Genomic DNA, 19527 nt, shown 5'->3' with positions numbered 1-19527 from the left:
ACTTGGTAGAATAGCATGCACAGGTTCATTACTGTGGGAATGGGCAATATAAATAAAGAATGCTCGAACAGAAGGATGGAGGTTACTCAAGTTGACAAATGAGATGAAGAATGAAGGGCTGACGGTTAAGTCCTACACGAATAATCTGCTGACCGGTCTCGCTATTGGGATTGTCGCCGGCTTAGTTCCGTCCGCGTTGCTAAGTGAACTATGTAAAGCGCTCGCACCACACGCGCCGATCTTCGGTTTTATTTTACAAATAGTCACAATCATCATGTTTGCGGTTCCACTGCTGATTGGAACAGCGATCGCGTTTCGATTCAAATTCAATCCGATTCAGATGGTTTCCGTGGCATCAGCGACTTATATTGGTTCCGGTGCATTGAATTTTACGCCGAACGGTGTCCTTGTGACCGGTATGGGCGATTTGATCAATACGCTGCTGACCGCAAGCATTGCCGTTGGCGTTGTCCTGATTGTCGGTGACAAGTTAAAGGCTTTTGCGCCGCTTTTCTTGCCGATGATTGTTTGTGTGGTTTCCGGAGGTATCGGATTTTGGATTCTGCCCTATGTTCGTAAAATTACCATGGCAGTCGGTCAGCTGGTCGACAGTTATTTTGTACTTGCACCGATTCTGATGGGAATTCTCGTCGCTGTCAGTTTTTCAATAATTATCGTTTCGCCGATCTCAACCGTTGCGATTGCGACTGCCATCAGCATGAGCGGTATTGCATCCGGTGCAGGTAATCTCGGTGTTGTTGCCGCAGCAATCGGCATGTTCATAGGCGGCCTGCGCGTCAATCCAATCGGGCTCTCACTTTCGGCACTGCTTGGAACCCCGAAAATTATGATTGCAGCAATTGTTCGCAAACCAATTATTCTATTACCGGTCATTTTAAATGCAGCCGTTCTTGGTGTTTTGGCAGTTGTGTTCCAAATTAAAGGCACGCCGATCAGCGCCGGATTCGGATTCTCCGGACTCGTCGGACCAATCAATGCCATCCGTTTCATGCCGGGCGGAGCAACTGCGGTCAATCTTCTGGTTATTATTCTGGTCTTTATTATCATTCCATTCGCATGCGGCTGGTTCTTCGAATGGCTGTGCCGCACCAAGCTGCACTTGTACTCAAAAGAAGATTATAGAGAAAAGGCATAATAAAAATTTATTGAGAATAAAAACAAAGGCTCCCGTGTCCTCGGACATTGGAGCCTTTTATGTTGGCAATGGATAGATGAATAGGAAAATAGTCTTATTGGATGAGTGTTCATGCCAATGAGAAGTTTGATCAGTATTCTCGTCCGAACAGGTTGTTAGTGTACGGATGGTCGCCCCTCACATAGCCCTTAATGCTGAGAAAACGTTCAAAAGTGGACATATTCGCGCCTATTTATGAACAAATTGTGAAAATAGATTAATATGTCAGAAAATAGTGTGAATAAAGTATTGTGCTAAATGACATATACTTTATAATAAAAGTACAAACATAGAGACGCAATATTCTCTAGTGTTTTTCTCCATATTGAGAACCGCCGAATTTCTTCCACGCGAGCGGTTCATTCCAAATTCGTGCAAAGTCGTTTTTGTCTGTGAGCAGTATTAATCAATGTAAGGAAAACAAACAAAGAAAAGAGGCGCGTGAATGGAACTTTTGAATCATTACATCATCCGTCCGGAAACAATGGCATTGCTACCTTATTGTTTCTCCGATGGAAGTATGGGTACGTTGGTTATTGAGGAAGCCTGTGAACACTATGTGATGGAACTGCCGAAAGCTATTGTCGAGCGGTCATGCGGCTATTATGGGTCAACCTATAAAGGCCGAAAAAAAATAGCCGTAGATATGGGTTATAAAAGTATGCCGCCCATTTGTGTATGCGGGGAATTGGGCATTGTCTTCATTTCCTCAATGACCGAACGCTCGGATCGTTGTGCATGGCTTGCGTTTATCCATGTTCGTCAATGGAGCGAAGTGGATAAAAAGAGTAAGGTTGCTGTTTCTTTGACCAATGGACAGATCGTTGAATTGCCAATGAGCCCAGGACCATTCAGCGGGCGCGTCATGCGTGCGATGCAGTACAGACATCAGTTGCGAGAACGGATTTCGGCATACAACATGGTTGATGAGGCAGACAAGAAAAGAGCTCTGAAAAAAATCGGAATTAAGGAAAACGGTACTTACTATATAAATTCCAATCCGTCTGAGGATGAATTTATCCAAGACTAATCATAATAAATTACAATAGTTCACAAAATAGTTTACCCTAATGATCCTTAAAAATCATTGGGGTATTTTTTTAAAGACAAATAGGAAAGATAGGCAAGTTTTCTTTGCGATCGTTGACGATGTCCAATTGCAACATGAAAAGTTAATTGATAAGGCATACTAGGAAGAAATAATTTTCCGAACGTCATCACTTCGACACATTGACGGCGCTTCCATAAAATTCAAAACGATTGTTTTTCTGTTATACTATTTCTGTAATATAACAGAATGAAAAAAGGAGTTTTATTATATGACAAAACCTTTCCTCTTTCTTTCCGACTTTGACGGAACTTTATCCGATAAAGATTTTTTTCACGTGATCATTGACCGCCATTTTGCAGACCAACGCGAGAAACTCTACGATGATTGGGATAAGAAAGTCATGACTGATCTCGAGTATCTAAGCCGTTTATTTCGTTCTGTAGATCGTGACCAAGCCCAGATCGACGAGGATATTGATGCTGTTCCTTTTGATCCTGATGCGAAAAAGGTTATTGAAAAGGTCAAGAAGCTCGGCGGTGACTTTGTTGTCATTAGTGCTGGTACAGATTATTACATTAAGCGTATTTTTGAAAAACAGGGTATAACAGGAGTGAAAATATATTCCAATCCCGGTGTCTATGAGAACAGAGGCATTCAATTACGTCCCGACCCAAACGGAGCCTATTTTTCAGAACTCTACGGGATTGACAAGCAAAAATTGGCACGCGATCTAATGAAGGATTATGACACGGTCTTTTTTGCCGGAGACAGTCTTCCGGATTTGAAAGCAGCAATGCTGGCAGATACAATTTTTGCTAAAGGGAAGCTTCAACCGTTGCTTGATCAGGAAAATAAAGATTATGTAGCAATCAATAATTTTAAAGATATAGAGAAATTTCTCGATATTCATGAGGAGGCCATAATCAATGGGAGCCGATAATCATCAGATTGTTGTTCCTTCTTTGCTCGATGTTCGGAAAGGAAATATGGCGGAGATCGGACGACTGCTCAGCCGTCATCAATTTAAGAAGGTCGTTATTTTCTTTGGCATGGGCTTAACCGATATGCTTGGTGAGAAAGTATTCGGATCAATGAAAGCAGCCGGGATCGATGTTCTTGAAACAAAAGAAGTCAGCGATATTGATATAGACAGCGTTGTCGACCATGCATTCCAACTGCCGGCTCAAACTGAAGCGGTCATCGGTATTGGCGGAGGAAAAGCATTGGATGCGGCAAAATACACAGCACTGCTAAGAAAATGGCCGTTCATCAGTGTGCCGACGTCAACGTCCAATGATGGCTTCTCCAGTTCGAACACTTCTTTAACGATTCACGGACGTCGCATATCTGTACATGCGAAAATGCCTTATGGAATTTTGATCGATATTGATGTCGTTAAAAATGCGCCGGAATGCTTTATTTATTCAGGAGTAGGCGACCTTGTCTCGAAAATCACGGCAGCTGAGGATTGGATTTTTGAAGAAAAGAACGGACACACACGTGTGGATGACTGTGCGTTGATGCTCTCGAAGAAGGCAGTCAACAGTTTTGTTCGTACCGATTTCGGTACAATTTGCGACGACCTTTTTCTCAAAGAGCTTGTTGATTCATTGACCATGGCCGGAATTTCAATGGAAATTGCCGGAAGCAGTGCGCCGACCAGCGGCAGCGAGCATCTGATCTCTCATGCGCTAGACACCTATTCGAAGAAACCCCAGCTGCATGGCATTCAAGTCGGAGTTGCCACCTACTTGATGAGCAAGGTTCAAAATCATCGCTATGAACGCGTCACGAAGGTGCTTCAAGATACCGGTTTCTTCACATTCGCTAAAACAGTCGGCATGACGATGGCTGACTTTGATATGGCGATCGACCGGGCTCCTGAAATGAAACCGATGCGCTATACGTTCTTACATGTAGCTGAATATCGAGAGCGGGCACACCGTATTTTGCATGAAGATCCGATTTTAAAAGAAATACTAGCATAACTAAACTGAAGAGCATGAAGCTGACGAAGCGGAGACGATTGGCTGTCTCTGCTTTTCTTTATATAAAAGAGAAAAAGATAAGCGATATCCCCCGTATAAGATTGAAAAGAGATTTCGATCAAAAGGAGATTCAGCTGATGTCTAAGGACCTGGCTGCGCCAAGTTTTTCTTTACAGGTAAATAAAATGTATCGTTTTGCCTCGCTGGCACGACGATAAGGTCATAAGATGCTGAATCCCAATCCATACGTATCGGTTGGGTGATCAGGTTAAGCGCCTTATCTGATAAATAGACGGAGAAATTACCCTTATTTAGAAAATGAGCGAAAAAATCGCTTAAATAGACGGAAAAATTCCGCTTATCGAATCGAAAAACATGAAAATAGAGGGATTTGCTTTGCATAAGCGGAAAAATTACCCCTATTTACCGGCGAAATAAGCTTCATGGTGCATATAAGCGGAAAAATTCCGCTTATTTTATTTGTTGCTTATAAGGATCAGAATGCTTAGTGAAACAGAAGTGAGATAAAGGAGCTTTCGCTACCTACGATATGTTCTGTTTGCAACGCGAAAGCCATCACATCGTGTGAAAGTAAGGAGCAGACATTTTTTGCCAAGTTTTTTTTACATCAAATAGACACGATATTGGTGGTTGTGGTGTCGGCTTTACGCAAGTTATAATTAATTTGGAAAGAATTAAAGTTTTTTGATCCGACACGCAGCTTGGCAAGGAGCTAGATAAGGAAGGGGCAGGGAATATGAGTACAATTCTGTATAATGATTCGTTTCTATCAAGAGAACAAGGCAAGGTAGATATGGAGGATCGCGGCTACCAATTTGGCGACGGCATTTATGAGGCGCTTCGTGTTTATAATGGAAAAATGTTCCTGCTTGACCTGCATATGAAACGATTGAATCGAAGTGCACGCGAGCTGAGGCTTTCACTTCCTTATGATACGGACCATCTGGCCGAAAATCTGGACAAGTTGATTCGAGAAAATCAAATGGACTACGGTTATGTGTATTTTCAAATTACAAGAGGTGCGATTGCGCGGAAACATCGCTTTCCGGAGCAGAAGATTGATTGCGTGCTGACCGGGAGTATCGAAGCGACATCAAAGGATGAGGATTTGCATGCAGACGGCATTAAAGTCAGCCTTCTCGATGATATTCGCTGGTTGCGCTGTGACATTAAAACACTGAACCTGCTCGGCAACGTGCTCGCCAATCAGGAAGCATTTGAACAAGGTTCTGATGATGCTATTCTTCATCGTGACGGTGTGGTTACGGAGGGTACAACATGCAATGCATTCATGGTCAAAGATGGTGTACTGATTACACATCCTGCCGATCATTTCATCTTAAACGGAATTACGCGTATTTTTGTGCTGGAGCTTGCAGAACGGCTTGGCATCCCAGTTGAAGAACGCACGTTTACAACAGAAGAATTACGGAATGCGGATGAAGTATTTATTACCAGCACCGGTGTGCGTGTTACACCGGTCACCCAGATTGATGGCCAGCCCGTCGGCGATGGAAAGCCGGGATCAATGACTCTGCGTTTGCTCGATGCATTTAATCATGATGTGGAACAATTCATCGCAAATGTCTGATCATTGAAAAATATGCGAGGGCTGTTGCCTGAATTGATCGGCATGTTCAATAAAAAATTGTAAGCTTAGAATGTTGGAGTCAAAGCAGCTGTTCCCGAACGGAAGCGAATAGCTGTTTTTTCATGCAAGCACACCATAGTTGAAGCAGGGATGACCATCAATGGCAAAGCATTCGTTTTATTTACTCGCATTTATTATGTTCCTTTCGATGACGGGCTATGGTATTGTGTTCCCGGCATTGCCTTATTTGGCTGCCCACCTTGGCCTTAATTCGTTTCAAATGGGCTCGCTGATCACCGGATGGGCAGTGGCTCAGTTTGTGATTGTCCCTTTTTGGGGACGATTGATTGATCAATTCGGGCGCAAACCGGTCCTTGTCTTCGGCCTTTTCGGTTTTGGTGTTGCGTTTCTTTTGATGATTTTCGCCACGACCTATACCGAGCTGCTTTTCATCCGAATTATCGGTGCGATCGTTTCAACGGGTGCGATGCCCGCCGTCTATGCAATGATCAGCGATGTGTACGATAAACGTCAACGAGGACCGGTCATTGCCAAAATGGCAGGAGCCAATACGCTTGGATTTCTTTGTGGTCCGGTTGTCGGGAGCTTGCTGTCACCGTTTGGCATCAACATGCCCTTTCTTATAGCGGGAATGCTTAGTTTCATAACTATCCCGTTTGCAATCCTTTTTATTAAGGAACCGAAAAGAAAAACCATTCGGAAGGATAATCTGTCTTTTGCTAAGTCGCTTGGCATCCTGATTCAACCAGGATGCTGGGAACTGTTTCTAATGACCTTTGGTATGGCTGTCGCCGCTTCAGGATTCTTTTCAATGCTCGGCTATTTTATGATTGAACGGTTCAGCGCAAGCGCCAGCCAGACCGGTCTTTCATTCAGCACGGAATCCTTGGCCGCAGTGATCTTGCAGGTATTTATCATGGGTACGATTTATAACAGACTTGGCGAGATGCACGCGGCAAAAATCGGCGCAATGATTAATGCGTCCGGTTATGTATGCATTGCTCTATCACAATCAGTATGGATGATTTTTCTTGGCTGTGCGCTGGTCGGAATCGGTAACGCACTGGTACAGCCCACGCTTGTATCTTTACTGTCTAAGCAGGATTCAATAGGACAGGGAATGGTGATGGGCTTGCAGCAATCCACGGACAGCCTGGGCAGGGCTATTGGTCCGCTGCTTGCCGGTTGGCTGTTCTTCTTTCATGACTCCGCTCCTTTTTGGGGATCGGTGCTTATTGTCCTTTGTATCATTATGGTGTTGATTACAAGGCAGGGTACTTTGACCGCTCATCCCAATAGAGGCAGTCAAAAGCAATTGAGTGCGAAGTAAATAATTCAAAAACAAAAAATCCATACATCGATGAATTCATTTCAGAAGGAGGTTTTTTCATGCAGTTCGATCCAATAGAGCCGATTATCTATATACGAAATGTGTTATCCAATGACGCATTGCAGGAGCTTTCGAAGCTTAGCCAAAAGATTGTTTACGATCCGTGGACGCCGGGAGCACCGGAACCTGAGCCGCTTAGTGCACTTGCTGAATGTGATGTGATGTTGACTGCCGGTTATCGTGATGATTTAAAAATTTTGCCAAAAGCGAAAAACTTGAAATGGGTTCAGTCCGCCAGTGTTGGTGTCGACATGATGCTGCGCAAGGAAGTGGTTGATCATGAACTGATGATTACCAATACACGTGGCTGTACATCTGTGCCGATTGCCGAACATGTGCTGGCAATGATCACCGCTCTAGCGAAAAAGGTGCCCCATTTTGTTCGCAAACAAATGGCCGGGACTTGGGATGAAGCAAACGTCGGAGATTTGGCGGGAACAACAGTAGGCATTATTGGTTATGGGGACATTGGTTATGAAATAGCCCGCCGATGCAAGGCATTTGATATGAAAGTGATCGGCTGCCGAAGAAATCCGCAAAAAAGGCATGGCGATCACGATCCTGCCGATCAAGTGGTCGGCATGGATCAAATGGATGCAGTGCTTGCTCAATCGGATTTCGTTGTCCTAGCACTTCCTGCAACAAGCGAAACCATACATAGCTTTGATAAAAAGCGGCTCAGTCTCATGAAAAATGGTAGTTATCTGGTAAACATCGGTCGTGGGAATCTGATTGTTGAGTCTGATCTTGCGTTTTGCTTAACGAACGGTCCAATCGCCGGTGCAGCGCTCGATGTATTTGAAATTGAGCCGCTGCCGCAGAAACACCAATTCTGGAACATGGATAATGTGATCATCACGCCGCACCGGGCTTACTATTCTTCCAATTACGAGCAAAGGTACATGGATCTTTTTGTTGAAAATCTGCACCGATACAGTGAAGGACGTCCTTTAATTAATGCAGTGAACAAAATGCTCGGCTACTAAACGATTAAGTTGTCGGATGTCAGCGGATCGCCGATTGTCATTCGAATTCAAATGAAGTATAATTCAAAGACTGCTCTTTGATCAGATTTTGAAAATCTGAATCACTTAAAAAGAAAATGAGGGTTGAACAATGGTTACGCAAAATCGGTATCGTTTTTCCGCAGACAAACACATAAATGCATTGGTGCCCATGTTTGTTTTGTCTCAAAACCGAATGGTGATTTGCCTAAAAGCGTAGCTGTGCTCGTTATATGACTTGATTGAAAGAGTCCGATGCTCAGCATTTCGTTGCTGCGCTCGGACTCTTTTTAGTTTGGCAAAAAGGTGGTAATTTTAATGAAGTGGCGTGACTGGGATATAAATTTAAAAGTTCGATTCATCGGAGAAGGACTATTCAATATTCTTTTCTGGATGTATTTTCCGTTTATGGCGATTTATTTTTCTGAGCATTTCGGCCAAGAAATGGCCGGACTGCTGCTGATTCTTTCACAAGTTATAGGTGTTGTTCTTGGACTTTTCGGCGGCTATTGTGCCGATCACTTTGGTCGGAAACGGATGATGGTTTTTTCCGCAATCGGCCAGACGGTGTGCTTCGCATTTTTCGCTTATGCAAATTCACCTTGGTTTGTATCGCCATGGGTAACGTTTATCAGCTTTTCATTACTTGGTTTGTTTGGCCAGCTGTATGGGCCGGCGAGCAGCGCGATGATTGCCGATATCGTTCCTGCGCAGCACCGGGCAGGCGTGTTCGCATTATTTTACACGTCGATTAATGTCACGGTTGTCGTTGGTCCGCTTTTAGGTGCCGTTTTCTTTTTCAGTGATCGTTTTCTGCTTTTACTTATTTGTACCGCTGTGAGCGCCGGCTTGATTTGGGCACTGCAGCACTGGATTCATGAGACAGCGCCGCAAGCCGAACAGATTCAAGAGAAGGTAAAACCAAACTGGATGAAACATTTGATTGATCAGTTTGGCGATTATCGGGTGATTTTCACAGATCACATTTTTCTACTTTACATATTGGCAGGTGTGCTGGTCGCTCAGACATTCTTGCAGCTTGATATGCTGATCGCAGTGTACACCACCGATAAGGTGCCGCTCCAAACGTTGTTATCGTTTGGAAATTGGCAAGTAGCGATCAGCGGAAGAAACCTGTACAGTGTTATGGTATCAATGAACGGTCTTTGCGTGGCGCTTCTGACCGTTATCGTGACCAAATGGATGACGAAATTTCGTGAGGGCAATGTGTTTATGGGGTCTTCTCTTTGCTATGGAATTGCCATGATTCTGATGGGGTCGACGCAAAACATCTGGCTGCTGCTCTTCTGCATTGTACTCTTTTCTTGGGCAGAACTGATGACGGTTGGTGTGCAGGACAGCTTCATTGCCAAGCTGGCTCCAAAACATTTGCGTGCTCAGTATTTTGCAGCATCAGGTTTGCGCTATTCACTCGGACGAACACTCGCTCCGATTGCCATACCGATGACTGTTTGGTTCGGTTACCCATGGACTTTTGTCATTCTCGGGACGATTGCTTTTCTCGGTATGATCATGTACGGTTTAATGTTCTCACTGTATGATCGAAGCAAGCTGAGCGTGTCGGGTCATTCAAGCAATCTGTAATAAAAAGGATGCGAAGCCGATTTCCGGCTCGCATCCTTTTTGCTGTTTCATTATCGCTTATTTCGATAAAGATACATCGTGATTGGTGAAAAGATGAGAATCAATACTGCCGAGGCAATGAGTACCCAGATGATTTCAGTAAATGCAACGCGACCGCCCATTAACCCACGGACAGCGGTGGTCAGCATCGAAACTGGATTGGCGTTGACTGTTGCGCGCAGCCAGCCGGGCATTGTCGCCGGATCAACGAAAATATTGCTGGCAAACGTGACCGGAAATAACAGCGTCATGCTGATGCCCATCACTGCTTTCGACGTTTGCAGAATGAGCCCGATTACGGTAAAGATCCAGGAGAGACTGAACGCAAAGATCAGCACAAGAATGATCCCTGCGATAATTTCAAGAATAGTTCCTGCCGGTCGGAATCCAAGAATCAAACCTAAGACGATCACAATTATTGAAGCGATCGTGTAACGCACCGTATCAGCGATGAGCGCACCGACTAAGGGCGATGGGCTCCAGATGGGCAACGATCGAAAACGGTCGAATGTTCCCTTAGAGATATCATCATTCAGAGAAACGCCGGTATATACTGTGGTGAAAACGACCGTCTGTACCAGAATACCGGGAATTAAAAACTGCAAGTATTGACTTGTTGATCCGGCGAGCGCGCCACCGAATAAATAGGTAAACATTAACGTGAACATCACCGGGAAAAAAGTGACATCGAGCAGCTGCTCCGGTACATATTTTATTTTCAAAAGTGCGCGCCATGCGAAGGTGAGCGATGTCGCGATTCCGTTTGGACGCGGCGGACGTTCTTGTTCAACAAGTGCGGCACGCATTTTAGCCATGCTCTGCTCTTCGCTCATGACTTCGCACCCTCTTTCTGCTCTTCATTTTCTGCCGGTTTACCAGTCAGCGTTAGGAATACTTCATCAAGGCTCGGCTGGCCAAGTGAAAATTCACTGACCTCAATTTGATTCGCATCGAGCGCGGCAAGTGCTTTTGATGCAGCCTTTGTCCCTGCAAGTTGCGCGGCAAGTGCAGCAGGATCTGAGGAAAGACGGACGGGAGTGCCGAGTGCATCTGAGAGTAGCTGCTGCGCCTGAGCACGTGTCGAAGGGTCGAGAAGCCGTACATGAAGCACACCAGATCCGACCGATGCTTTGAGTTCACCGCTTGTCCCCTCTGCGATAATTTTTCCATGGTCAATAACGGCGATTCGGTCGGCGAGTTGATCGGCTTCATCCAGATATTGCGTGGTCAACAGCACGGTTGTACCGGTGGTGACGAGTGCGCGCACAATATCCCAAATTTGGTTGCGGCTGCGCGGATCAAGCCCGGTTGTCGGTTCGTCCAAGAAAAGCAAATCCGGACGTATGATCATGCTGGCCGCAATGTCCAGGCGCCGCCTCATGCCGCCCGAATATTTTTTAACCTGTCGTTTTGCGGCATCTTGTAAACCGAATGCATCTAGAAGTTCGGACGCCCTTTTTTTCGCAATTCGTGAAGAGTAGCCCATCAGTCGTGCAATGAGAATTAAATTTTCAATTCCGTTCAGGTCTTCATCAACCGAAGCAAATTGACCGGTGAGGCTGACGCGTGTACGCACGGCATCCGGTTCCTTTAACAGATCATGGCCCATGACCTGAGCGCTGCCTTCATCAGGCTTCAACAAGGTGGCCAGCATTTTCATGGTTGTTGTTTTTCCGGCACCGTTTGGACCGAGAAACCCGTACACGATGCCTTGCGGGATGGCTAAATCGATGCCGTCGACAGCACGGTGTTTTCCATAACGTTTGACTAAGCCGGTCGCTTTAATGGCAAGCGGCTGATTGTGAGTGTCCAAGTCGTTGTTCATCTTTTTCCTCCGATTGTTGGCGATTAACTCGTGAAAAGTGCTACTCATTAGTATCGCCAAGTTCATAAAAAACGTAATATGTGTCAATTGTATGAAATTTTGCGGATAAAAGCGAATCTGAACCCTTGTAAAAAAACGCTCATCTATATTTTGTAATGGAAAATTATTGGTAAATGCAAAATGGGCTGGCGATCTCTGATCCATGCATGCATACTTAAATGAGTAACGGTATCGTTATATTGTCAACCGAATGACATTTATAAAAATATAAGCATTTATTTATTGAAACGAATGGAGTGTACCTATGGTTTTCAAACAGGCGAAAGAAAAAAAGAGATGGCGGCTCGGCTATCATATTATGGCACCATCCGGATGGATAAACGATCCCAATGGGCTTGTACAATATCAGGGCATGTATCATGTATTTTTTCAGCATTACCCAAATGGTGTTGAATGGGGGCCGATGCATTGGGGCCATGTCGCAAGTCGTGATCTTGTTCATTGGAAGCATTACCCGATTGCGCTCACTCCCGGCGATTCCTTTGATCGTGACGGCTGTTTCTCTGGGAGCGCTATTGAAAAAGATGGTAAGCTGTGCTTAATTTACACGGGACATCGCAATGCAGACGATGCAAAAAAGAGTTCCGATCAGGTTCAATGCCTTGCCGTGAGCAAAGATGGTATCAATTTTGAAAAGTCTCCGGAAAACCCGATCATCGCAACACATCCTAAAGAAGGATCCGGTGATTTTCGCGACCCAAAGGTGTGGCGAAGAGGTGATCATTTCTATTTAATTGCCGGAACATGCAAGGACCGTGTTGGAAAAGTGGTCTTGTATCGCTCGAGCGATCTGAAAAATTGGACCTATCTTGGTGTCCTGGCGCAGAGTGGCAAAAATTTGGGCTATATGTGGGAATGTCCAGATTTCTTTGAACTTGACGGCAAGCATATCCTCATGATTTCGCCGCAAGGCATTGAATCTGAAAATGATTTGTACCAAAACCTGTATCAAACCGGCTATTTCGTTGGAAATTTTGATTATGAGCATTTGCAATTCAACTACGGACATTTCAAAGAATTGGACAACGGCCATGACTTTTACGCGGCTCAGTCCTTTCAAGATCATTCCGGACGGCGAATTGTGATCGGTTGGATGGACATGTGGGAATCGCCTATGCCCGAACAAGCGGAAGGCTGGGCCGGTGCGCTGACCTTGCCGCGCGAGCTGCGTCTTGGCGCAGATGGGAACATTCGCATGACTCCAGTCGCTGAGCTCCTCCACCTGAGAAAAAATGAACGAATGAACGCGGAAAATCTACAGGTTTCCGGAAGTCACACATTAAATCAGCTGGACGATGACTTGCTTGAACTTGAACTACTCGTTGATCTTCACGAGTCCGATGCAGATTGTTTTGGCATTAAATTACGCTGCGGAAAAACAGAGGAGACGGTGCTTGAGTATGATGCCGCAAATTGTGTCCTGACATTTGACCGATCAAAAAGCGGTACCGGATCAGGCGGCACGCGGCGTACCAAACTCCCTAAGCGTGATTCTCTCAAACTCAGAATCTATTTGGATCGTTCTTCAGTAGAAGTGTTTGTGAATGACGGAGAGAAAGTCATGACCAGCAGAATCTATCCAACAGAACAAAATCAAGGCGTGCAGTTATTTGCCAGTGGTGGGCGATTAACCGTGCAAAACATGCATTCATGGTCACTCAAAGATATTTGGAATGAAGAATAAAGATTAATAGACACTGCAAATGTGCGTTGTGTCCATCAAAATCAGCTGTGTTTGGTCATGTTAGATCATGACAAGCCGGCTGTTTTCTATTATTCTGATAATAATGGTATTTTTTTGCTTTAATTGAGGGGGCTTGATTATGGACATGCACGAGACATTCGGTGCTTTTACAAAAGATGGGATGAATGTTCCGTCTACAGGCAGCGGGCAGCTCAATGAGCTGATGTTCGCGGCAAAGGATATATTTGCTGTTAAAGGACATGTGAACAGTGCGGGCAATCCGCTTTGGGCAACAACGCATCAAGCTGCCAAGGCGCATGCACCTGTCATCCGAAAACTATTGGAGCAAGGTGCTCTGCTGCGTGGCATGACGGTAACGGATGAACTGATGTACAGTCTCAAGGGAGACAATATCCATTATCCGCCGACAATGAATCCGCGTGTACCCGATGCCTTCTCAGGCGGATCATCAAGCGGATCGGCAGTTGCCGTATCATCCGGAGCTGTCGATTTTGCGCTTGGTACCGATACAGGCGGTTCGGTGCGTATACCATCCGCATATTGCGGCTTGTTTGGCATGCGTCCGTCGCATAATCTGGTATCCTTGGAAGGTGTTGTTCCGCTTGCACCAAGTTTTGACACGGTAGGCTGGATGGCTCGGGATGCAGATGTTCTCGAACGGGTGGGCCAATGTTTGCTTCCTGAATCAGACTCCACAGCTTCCTTTCAACGCTTCTACCTTTTAAGCGAAGCTTGGGATCAAGTTGATTCCGAGTCCGCCCAAGAAGTGTTGCATGCGTTTATCAATGAACACTTTTCGTCTGGGCAATTAGAAACCGCTTCTCTTCCAGAAGCAACGCCTGCTGAGCTTGCGGAAACCTTTCGGATCTTACAAGGCTATGAAGCTTGGCAGTCGCATGGAGAGTGGATTGAACGGTATCATCCGCACTTTGCGAAAGATGTTGGCGGACGCTTTATAGCGGCTTCAAAAATGAAAAAGGACGCAGCTTATCACCATGCCTCACAATTAAAACAGCAGTTTACAGAAAAAATCCGCGCATTTCTCGGCGCAAATGGTATTCTGATCATTCCAACCACATACGGACCGGCCCCGAAACGCGATGCCAGCTTTGAAGAGAGCGAAAAAATACGTGCCCGAACGATGAAACTAACCTGTATCGCCGGCGTATCGGGTTTGCCGCAAGTGACCGTTCCGCTCAATGACCATGGCCATCCGATCGGTTTGTCTTTTGTTTCTGGGTATGGAACTGACCGAAAGCTGCTCCAATATATCAAAAATTATTTCTAATTATAAAATTAATCAAAAGCCCTATGAGTATGCAGTGAACAAACAGACTGCTGGCTCAGGGGCTTTTTTACAAGATAAGTATAAGATGTTGCCCCGTATTTAAACGAATAAACCAGTGTCTTGGCCGAGAATCAAAGCGGAGGTGCGAGACGCCTGCGGGATCAGGTGCCAGCGAGACCCCGCAGATTTCTGCTTGTCTGAGGAGGCTCGCGGTGCGCCCGCGGTCGCGCTCAGTTGATGCGAGCAACCGAAGCGATGATTCAGCACCGTAAAGACACAAACCAATCACACATGACAAAGGAACTTTCGCTAATCACGCATACGTCCTGTATGCAACGCGAAAGCCACCGCATCCTGCGGAAGTAAGGACCGGGCGTTTTTTTGTCCGGTTTTTCTTATGTCACCAACTGTTATCTTATTTAACGGTATATGTATGTTTAAGTTACACAATATTATATTCACATTTTGTATGTTATGAATAATGACATGCATGTACTGTTAGAATTATTATTAATTTATGATTTATTAGATAATTGATCATGGCGAACAATTGAACATGAAAAAATTAAAGCGAAGGAGGTAGAAAAGTGCCATTTGTTAATGTGAGGAATCTTTTTAAATCCTATGGTAACTCTGGAAAATATGTTCTAAATGATGTGAGCTTTGAGATCAATGAAAATGAATTTGTTTGTGTACTCGGTCACAGCGGTTGTGGTAAATCGACTCTGCTAAACTTGCTGGCGGGATTTATTAAACCGGATAAAGGTGAGATAAGTGTCGATGGGCAGTTCGTGTCAAAACCTTCAGAACAAAGAGGTGTTGTGTTTCAAGATCACGGTCTGTTTCCGTGGTATAACATCTTAGATAATGTCGCATTTGGTCCTAAAGCATTAAAAAATAAGGATGCCTATCGTATCTCAAAACGTCTGATTAAAATGGTAGGTCTTGAAGGCTATGAAAAGGTGTATCCTTCCAGCCTTTCGGGAGGTATGGCTCAAAGAGTCGGCATTGCGAGAGCGTTAGCTACAAATCCGCAGCTTCTTCTAATGGATGAGCCGCTTGGCGCGTTGGATGCAATGACTCGAGAAAAGATGCGGATTGAAATACTGCGCATTTGGAAAGAGACGAAAAAAACAGTCATTTTTATTACCCACAGCATTGCCGAGGCCGTTTACTTGGCGGATCGAGTCATTGTATTAAAAGAAGGCAGAGTTTGTATGGATGAAAAAATTGAAATGGAGCGTCCTCGTTCCATTCATGCATCTCAGTTCATTGACTATACAAAAAAATTCGAAAAAGTACTGTTTGAACAAAATGAACTTGTCATGGATTGATGTGCTGGTTCTCATGTGAATCATAAGAAATGCCAAGCAATAAGGTTAGGGGTGACATAATGATTGATGAAATAACGAAAAGCCCAATTCAATCTGTCGTCAATAGACCATTGACATCTGCCAAACGTGTAAATCGAAAAAATTATTCAAAATATGTTCAGGCTCTTTCATTAGTCGTATTTTTTTTACTTTGGCAATTATTCAGCTCTATGAATGCGCATTTTATTTGGTTCAATCCACAATTTTTCCCATCACCGATGATTGTTCTACATACAACCTGGGGCTATTTGCTTGATGGAATGCTGATCAACGCAATCGGAGCCAGTGTGACTAGGGTGTTGCTCGGATTTGCATTTGGCTCACTCGTTGGCGTTCTTCTTGGTATTATGATGAGTCAATCAAGACTCTCTAACGATTTGATTAGTCCTGTTCTTAATATGCTTGGTCCCATTCCTGTGTTCGCTTTTCTCCCAATCTTTATGATTTGGTTCGGAATCAGTGAATTTTCGAAGATCATGCTCATTGCCTATGCGACTTTTTTACCTGTATTAACCTATACGATGGATGGCATCAAAAACGTCAATCCGACATGGATCCGAAGCGCAATGACTTTGGGAGCGACACGTTATCAAATCTTTACCCGTGTTATTTTACGAGCGGCACTTCCCAATGTTTTTGTTGGTATGCGCATCAGTCTTGCACTCGCTTTTGGTGCCTTAATTGTTGCTGAAATGATGGGATCGAGTGAGGGACTCGGTTTTATCATTGTGAATGCAAGAAACTGGTTTAAATTGGATGACATGTTTATGTCATGCATGCTGATTGGTTTGCTCTATACACTTTTTAATTATATTTTGTTATTTTTGGAATCTATTCTCTTCCGTTGGAAAAAGGACGGAATCCAGAGTGCGGTTGAACGTTAAAAAGAAAACACGAAAAGGGGAAATCACAAAAATGAAATCATTTACGAAGCATAAATCACTCATCTTAGTAACCGTATTGCTGCTCGTCATCTCTGTGTTTACGGCGGGGTGTTCATCATCATCAACTAAATCGGGAAATTCATCAAATAAAAGTTCAAATGTCATTCAAGCGTATGGTGAACTTGATCCGCAAGTTTCCGGTCAACAAATTATCGCTCAAGAAAAAGGCTATTTTAAGGATGAGGGTCTGAAGGTGAAAAATCACCTGATGGCTGGTCCTGATCAGAATGCTTCGCTCATTTCAAGCGGAAGTGCTCAAGTGATTTTCGGATCCATTTACAATAATATTTCGGTAGCTGCGAATGGTGTCAACGCAAAACTAATTGCCCCGCTTGCTAATGCCGGGAACACACAAAGTATTGTTGCTCGCAAAGGTCTGAAAATAAAATCTGCCAAAGATCTCGAAAACTTGAAAATCGGTGCCACAACCGGATCTGGAGTCATTATCGCTATCCAGAGCATGTGCAAGGAACTTGGCGTCGATTACAATAAAATCAAATTTGTTAATCTGCAAGCCGCTGATCAGTTGACTGCTCTTGAAAAAGGTAACGTTGATGCGATAGCAGTATGGGAACCTTGGGTAGGGAAAGCAGTTGCTGCCGGAGGAAAGATCTTGTTTACGGGTAAAAAATCATATTTGCCGGATAAACAAGGCGATGTCAATTGGCTCAATTTTTATATGACTGTGGCCGTGTCTGATAATTTTTATAAAGAGCATCCGGATCAAGCAGTGAAATTCTTACGGGCGTTAAATAAAGCAACAGCATTTATTAATGAACATCCGGATGAAGCGGCAGAAATTGTTGCGAAAAAGATTAAAATTTCAAAGAGCGACGCAAAAAGAATTATGGCAAAAAATAATTATTCAATGGCCTGGAGCAAAGATTTCACAGATAGCGCGAGTGTTATGGGAAACTTCATGAAGGCAAATAAAAACATTAAAGAAGTACCGGCATTGAGCAGTTATTCCACAACCAGTGTGCTTAAAAAAGTGGACAGCAAATTAATTGAAGTAAATGACTAAACAGGAGTGACCCTCGTTGTTTGATTTAATCGTTAAAAACGCAAAAATTGTTACTGCTGATTGCGTATTTTCAGGCAGTGTTGCGGTGAGCGGAGAAAAAATCGGAGCGCTGCTGCCGGCGGATACGATCGAACCCGCACATTCAGTCATTGATGCGGATCACGCCTTGCTTTTTCCGGGACTTATTGACGCACATGTTCATTTTAATGATCCTGGTTTTGAATGGCGTGAAGATTTTTCTCATGCGACGCAGGCTGCTGCGCTTGGGGGAGTGACGACTGTTGTCGATATGCCGCTTCAAAATGATCCGGCATTAACTGATCGAGCCATTTTTGATCGAAAACATCAGTTGTTAAAGAATAAGTCCTATATCGACTATGCATTCTGGGGCGGAATGATTAATGATAATCTTGACAAGCTTAACGAATTAAATGAGTGCGGTGTGACATCATTTAAATCATTTTTGGCTCCTGTATCCAGTGATTATACGTCGCTTGATTATGGCAGAGTCCGAAAAGGTCTAGAAATTATCAAGGAGTTTAATGGACTTGCCGGTTTTCATTGTGAAGATTTTGGGATTATTTCTTATAATGAAGCAACTGCTGTTAGGAATGGAAACGTATCGCGAGAGGACTACTTAAAAGCGAGACCTGTGGTTGCTGAATTAATCGCTGTACAATCAATCATCGAACTGTCACGTGAAATTGGCACGCATGTGCATATTTGCCATGTGTCACATCCATTAGTAGCCGAAGCGATCAAACGTGCAAAATATGAAGGTGTTCAGATTACTGCTGAAACTTGCCCGCACTACTTGGTTTTCAATACTGAGCAATTTCTTGAAAAAGGGATGTATTTTAAATGCGCCCCTCCATTAAGAAGTAAAGAAGCAAGTGAGGCGCTTTGGAATTATATAAAAGATGGTACCTTAGATTTAATCGCGAGTGATCACTCTCCCTGTGCGCCGAAAGAAAAGTCGGAATCTGAAGGTTCTTTTAAAGCATGGGGCGGGATAAGTGGTGTTCAAACGAGCTTGCAGGTTATGTTTCACGAAATAAAGAAAAGAGGATGGTCACCAACAATTCTCTCAAGAATGATGTCTCGAAATCCTGCTAAAGTCTTTGGCATGAAAACGCGAAAAGGCGAACTGACTCCGGGATACGATGCTGATTTTGTTCTTGTTGATCCCAAAAAAGAGTGGGAGATCAGGGAAGATCAGTTAGCTTATTTAAATAAACAATCCGCTTTTATCGGCTATAAGGGAGTTGGGGTGCCAATCTGTACAATTCTGCGTGGTCAAGTGATTACAGAAAACGGGACAGTGGTTGGAAAGTCAGGAGAAGGCAGGTTGATTAGAAGAGAACAGTGATGAGTATCTATAGAAATCAAACGCGTCTTTGATC

Annotated in this window: 16 protein-coding genes; 14 read left to right on the top strand and 2 right to left on the bottom strand. The window is 44.1% G+C overall.

Annotation, left to right across the window (positions count from 1 at the left end; translation table 11 throughout):
* Positions 1 to 91 precede the first annotated feature (91 nt).
* The 8 genes from AC1MBV_RS04860 to AC1MBV_RS04825 all read left to right on the top strand — a co-directional run bounded on the left by AC1MBV_RS04860 (position 92) and on the right by AC1MBV_RS04825 (position 9866).
* Positions 92 to 1156, top strand: coding sequence for a PTS sugar transporter subunit IIC (locus AC1MBV_RS04860; protein ID WP_255747593.1), 1065 nt, complete (start codon positions 92 to 94; stop codon positions 1154 to 1156).
* Positions 1157 to 1640: 484 nt separating this feature from the next.
* Positions 1641 to 2225, top strand: a complete 585-nt coding sequence (locus AC1MBV_RS04855; protein ID WP_255747592.1) for a competence protein ComK — start codon at positions 1641 to 1643, stop codon at positions 2223 to 2225.
* 289 nt (positions 2226 to 2514) lie between these two features.
* The gene (locus AC1MBV_RS04850; RefSeq protein ID WP_255747591.1) at positions 2515 to 3186 is read left to right on the top strand and encodes an MtnX-like HAD-IB family phosphatase; all 672 of its coding nucleotides are present in this window, start codon (positions 2515 to 2517) and stop codon (positions 3184 to 3186) included.
* Positions 3173 to 4234: an iron-containing alcohol dehydrogenase family protein gene (locus tag AC1MBV_RS04845; RefSeq protein ID WP_255747590.1), complete on the top strand. Its 1062-nt coding sequence runs from the start codon at positions 3173 to 3175 to the stop codon at positions 4232 to 4234. The genes AC1MBV_RS04850 and AC1MBV_RS04845 overlap by 14 nt, the downstream gene beginning before the upstream one ends.
* A 757-nt stretch (positions 4235 to 4991) precedes the next feature.
* Positions 4992 to 5846: a D-amino-acid transaminase gene (gene dat / locus AC1MBV_RS04840; RefSeq protein ID WP_480947670.1), complete on the top strand. Its 855-nt coding sequence runs from the start codon at positions 4992 to 4994 to the stop codon at positions 5844 to 5846.
* A 160-nt stretch (positions 5847 to 6006) separates the two neighbouring features.
* Positions 6007 to 7197: an MFS transporter gene (locus AC1MBV_RS04835; protein WP_480947669.1), complete on the top strand. Its 1191-nt coding sequence runs from the start codon at positions 6007 to 6009 to the stop codon at positions 7195 to 7197.
* Positions 7198 to 7256: 59 nt separating this feature from the next.
* Positions 7257 to 8243 carry a D-2-hydroxyacid dehydrogenase gene (locus AC1MBV_RS04830; RefSeq protein WP_480947668.1) on the top strand — a complete coding sequence of 329 codons (987 nt, stop codon included), beginning with the start codon at positions 7257 to 7259 and terminating at the stop codon, positions 8241 to 8243.
* 336 nt (positions 8244 to 8579) lie between these two features.
* Positions 8580 to 9866 carry an MDR family MFS transporter gene (locus tag AC1MBV_RS04825; RefSeq protein ID WP_480947667.1) on the top strand — a complete coding sequence of 429 codons (1287 nt, stop codon included), beginning with the start codon at positions 8580 to 8582 and terminating at the stop codon, positions 9864 to 9866.
* A 50-nt stretch (positions 9867 to 9916) separates the two neighbouring features.
* Here the strand turns inward: AC1MBV_RS04825 and AC1MBV_RS04820 are convergent, their stop codons facing one another.
* Positions 9917 to 10738, bottom strand: coding sequence for an ABC transporter permease (locus tag AC1MBV_RS04820; RefSeq protein WP_255747583.1), 822 nt, complete (start codon positions 10736 to 10738; stop codon positions 9917 to 9919).
* Positions 10735 to 11718 (bottom strand): ATP-binding cassette domain-containing protein, encoded by a 984-nt coding sequence (locus AC1MBV_RS04815; RefSeq protein ID WP_480947666.1) that lies wholly within the window; start codon positions 11716 to 11718, stop codon positions 10735 to 10737. Before AC1MBV_RS04815 ends, AC1MBV_RS04820 begins: the two co-directional genes overlap by 4 nt.
* A 316-nt stretch (positions 11719 to 12034) precedes the next feature.
* On the opposite strand from AC1MBV_RS04815, the gene AC1MBV_RS04810 reads away from it, so the two are divergent.
* The 6 genes from AC1MBV_RS04810 to allB all read left to right on the top strand — a co-directional run bounded on the left by AC1MBV_RS04810 (position 12035) and on the right by allB (position 19493).
* Positions 12035 to 13474 carry a glycoside hydrolase family 32 protein gene (locus AC1MBV_RS04810; protein WP_480947665.1) on the top strand — a complete coding sequence of 480 codons (1440 nt, stop codon included), beginning with the start codon at positions 12035 to 12037 and terminating at the stop codon, positions 13472 to 13474.
* A 139-nt stretch (positions 13475 to 13613) separates the two neighbouring features.
* Complete coding sequence (locus AC1MBV_RS04805; protein WP_480947664.1) at positions 13614 to 14783, top strand: amidase; 1170 nt, start codon at positions 13614 to 13616, stop codon at positions 14781 to 14783.
* Positions 14784 to 15370: 587 nt separating this feature from the next.
* Positions 15371 to 16117, top strand: coding sequence for an ABC transporter ATP-binding protein (locus tag AC1MBV_RS04800; RefSeq protein WP_480947663.1), 747 nt, complete (start codon positions 15371 to 15373; stop codon positions 16115 to 16117).
* Positions 16118 to 16176: 59 nt separating this feature from the next.
* Positions 16177 to 17040, top strand: a complete 864-nt coding sequence (locus tag AC1MBV_RS04795) for an ABC transporter permease (RefSeq protein ID WP_255747565.1) — start codon at positions 16177 to 16179, stop codon at positions 17038 to 17040.
* A complete protein-coding gene (locus AC1MBV_RS04790; RefSeq protein WP_480947662.1) occupies positions 17030 to 18124 on the top strand; it encodes an ABC transporter substrate-binding protein in 1095 nt (364 codons plus the stop codon). The genes AC1MBV_RS04795 and AC1MBV_RS04790 overlap by 11 nt, the downstream gene beginning before the upstream one ends.
* 16 nt (positions 18125 to 18140) lie before the next feature.
* Positions 18141 to 19493 carry an allantoinase AllB gene (gene allB / locus AC1MBV_RS04785; RefSeq protein ID WP_480947661.1) on the top strand — a complete coding sequence of 451 codons (1353 nt, stop codon included), beginning with the start codon at positions 18141 to 18143 and terminating at the stop codon, positions 19491 to 19493.
* Positions 19494 to 19527: the final 34 nt, after the last annotated feature.

The sequence above is a fragment of the Sporolactobacillus sp. PKPK-6 genome, assembly GCF_056678885.1.
This window is presented reverse-complemented; position numbering and strand designations above follow the sequence as displayed.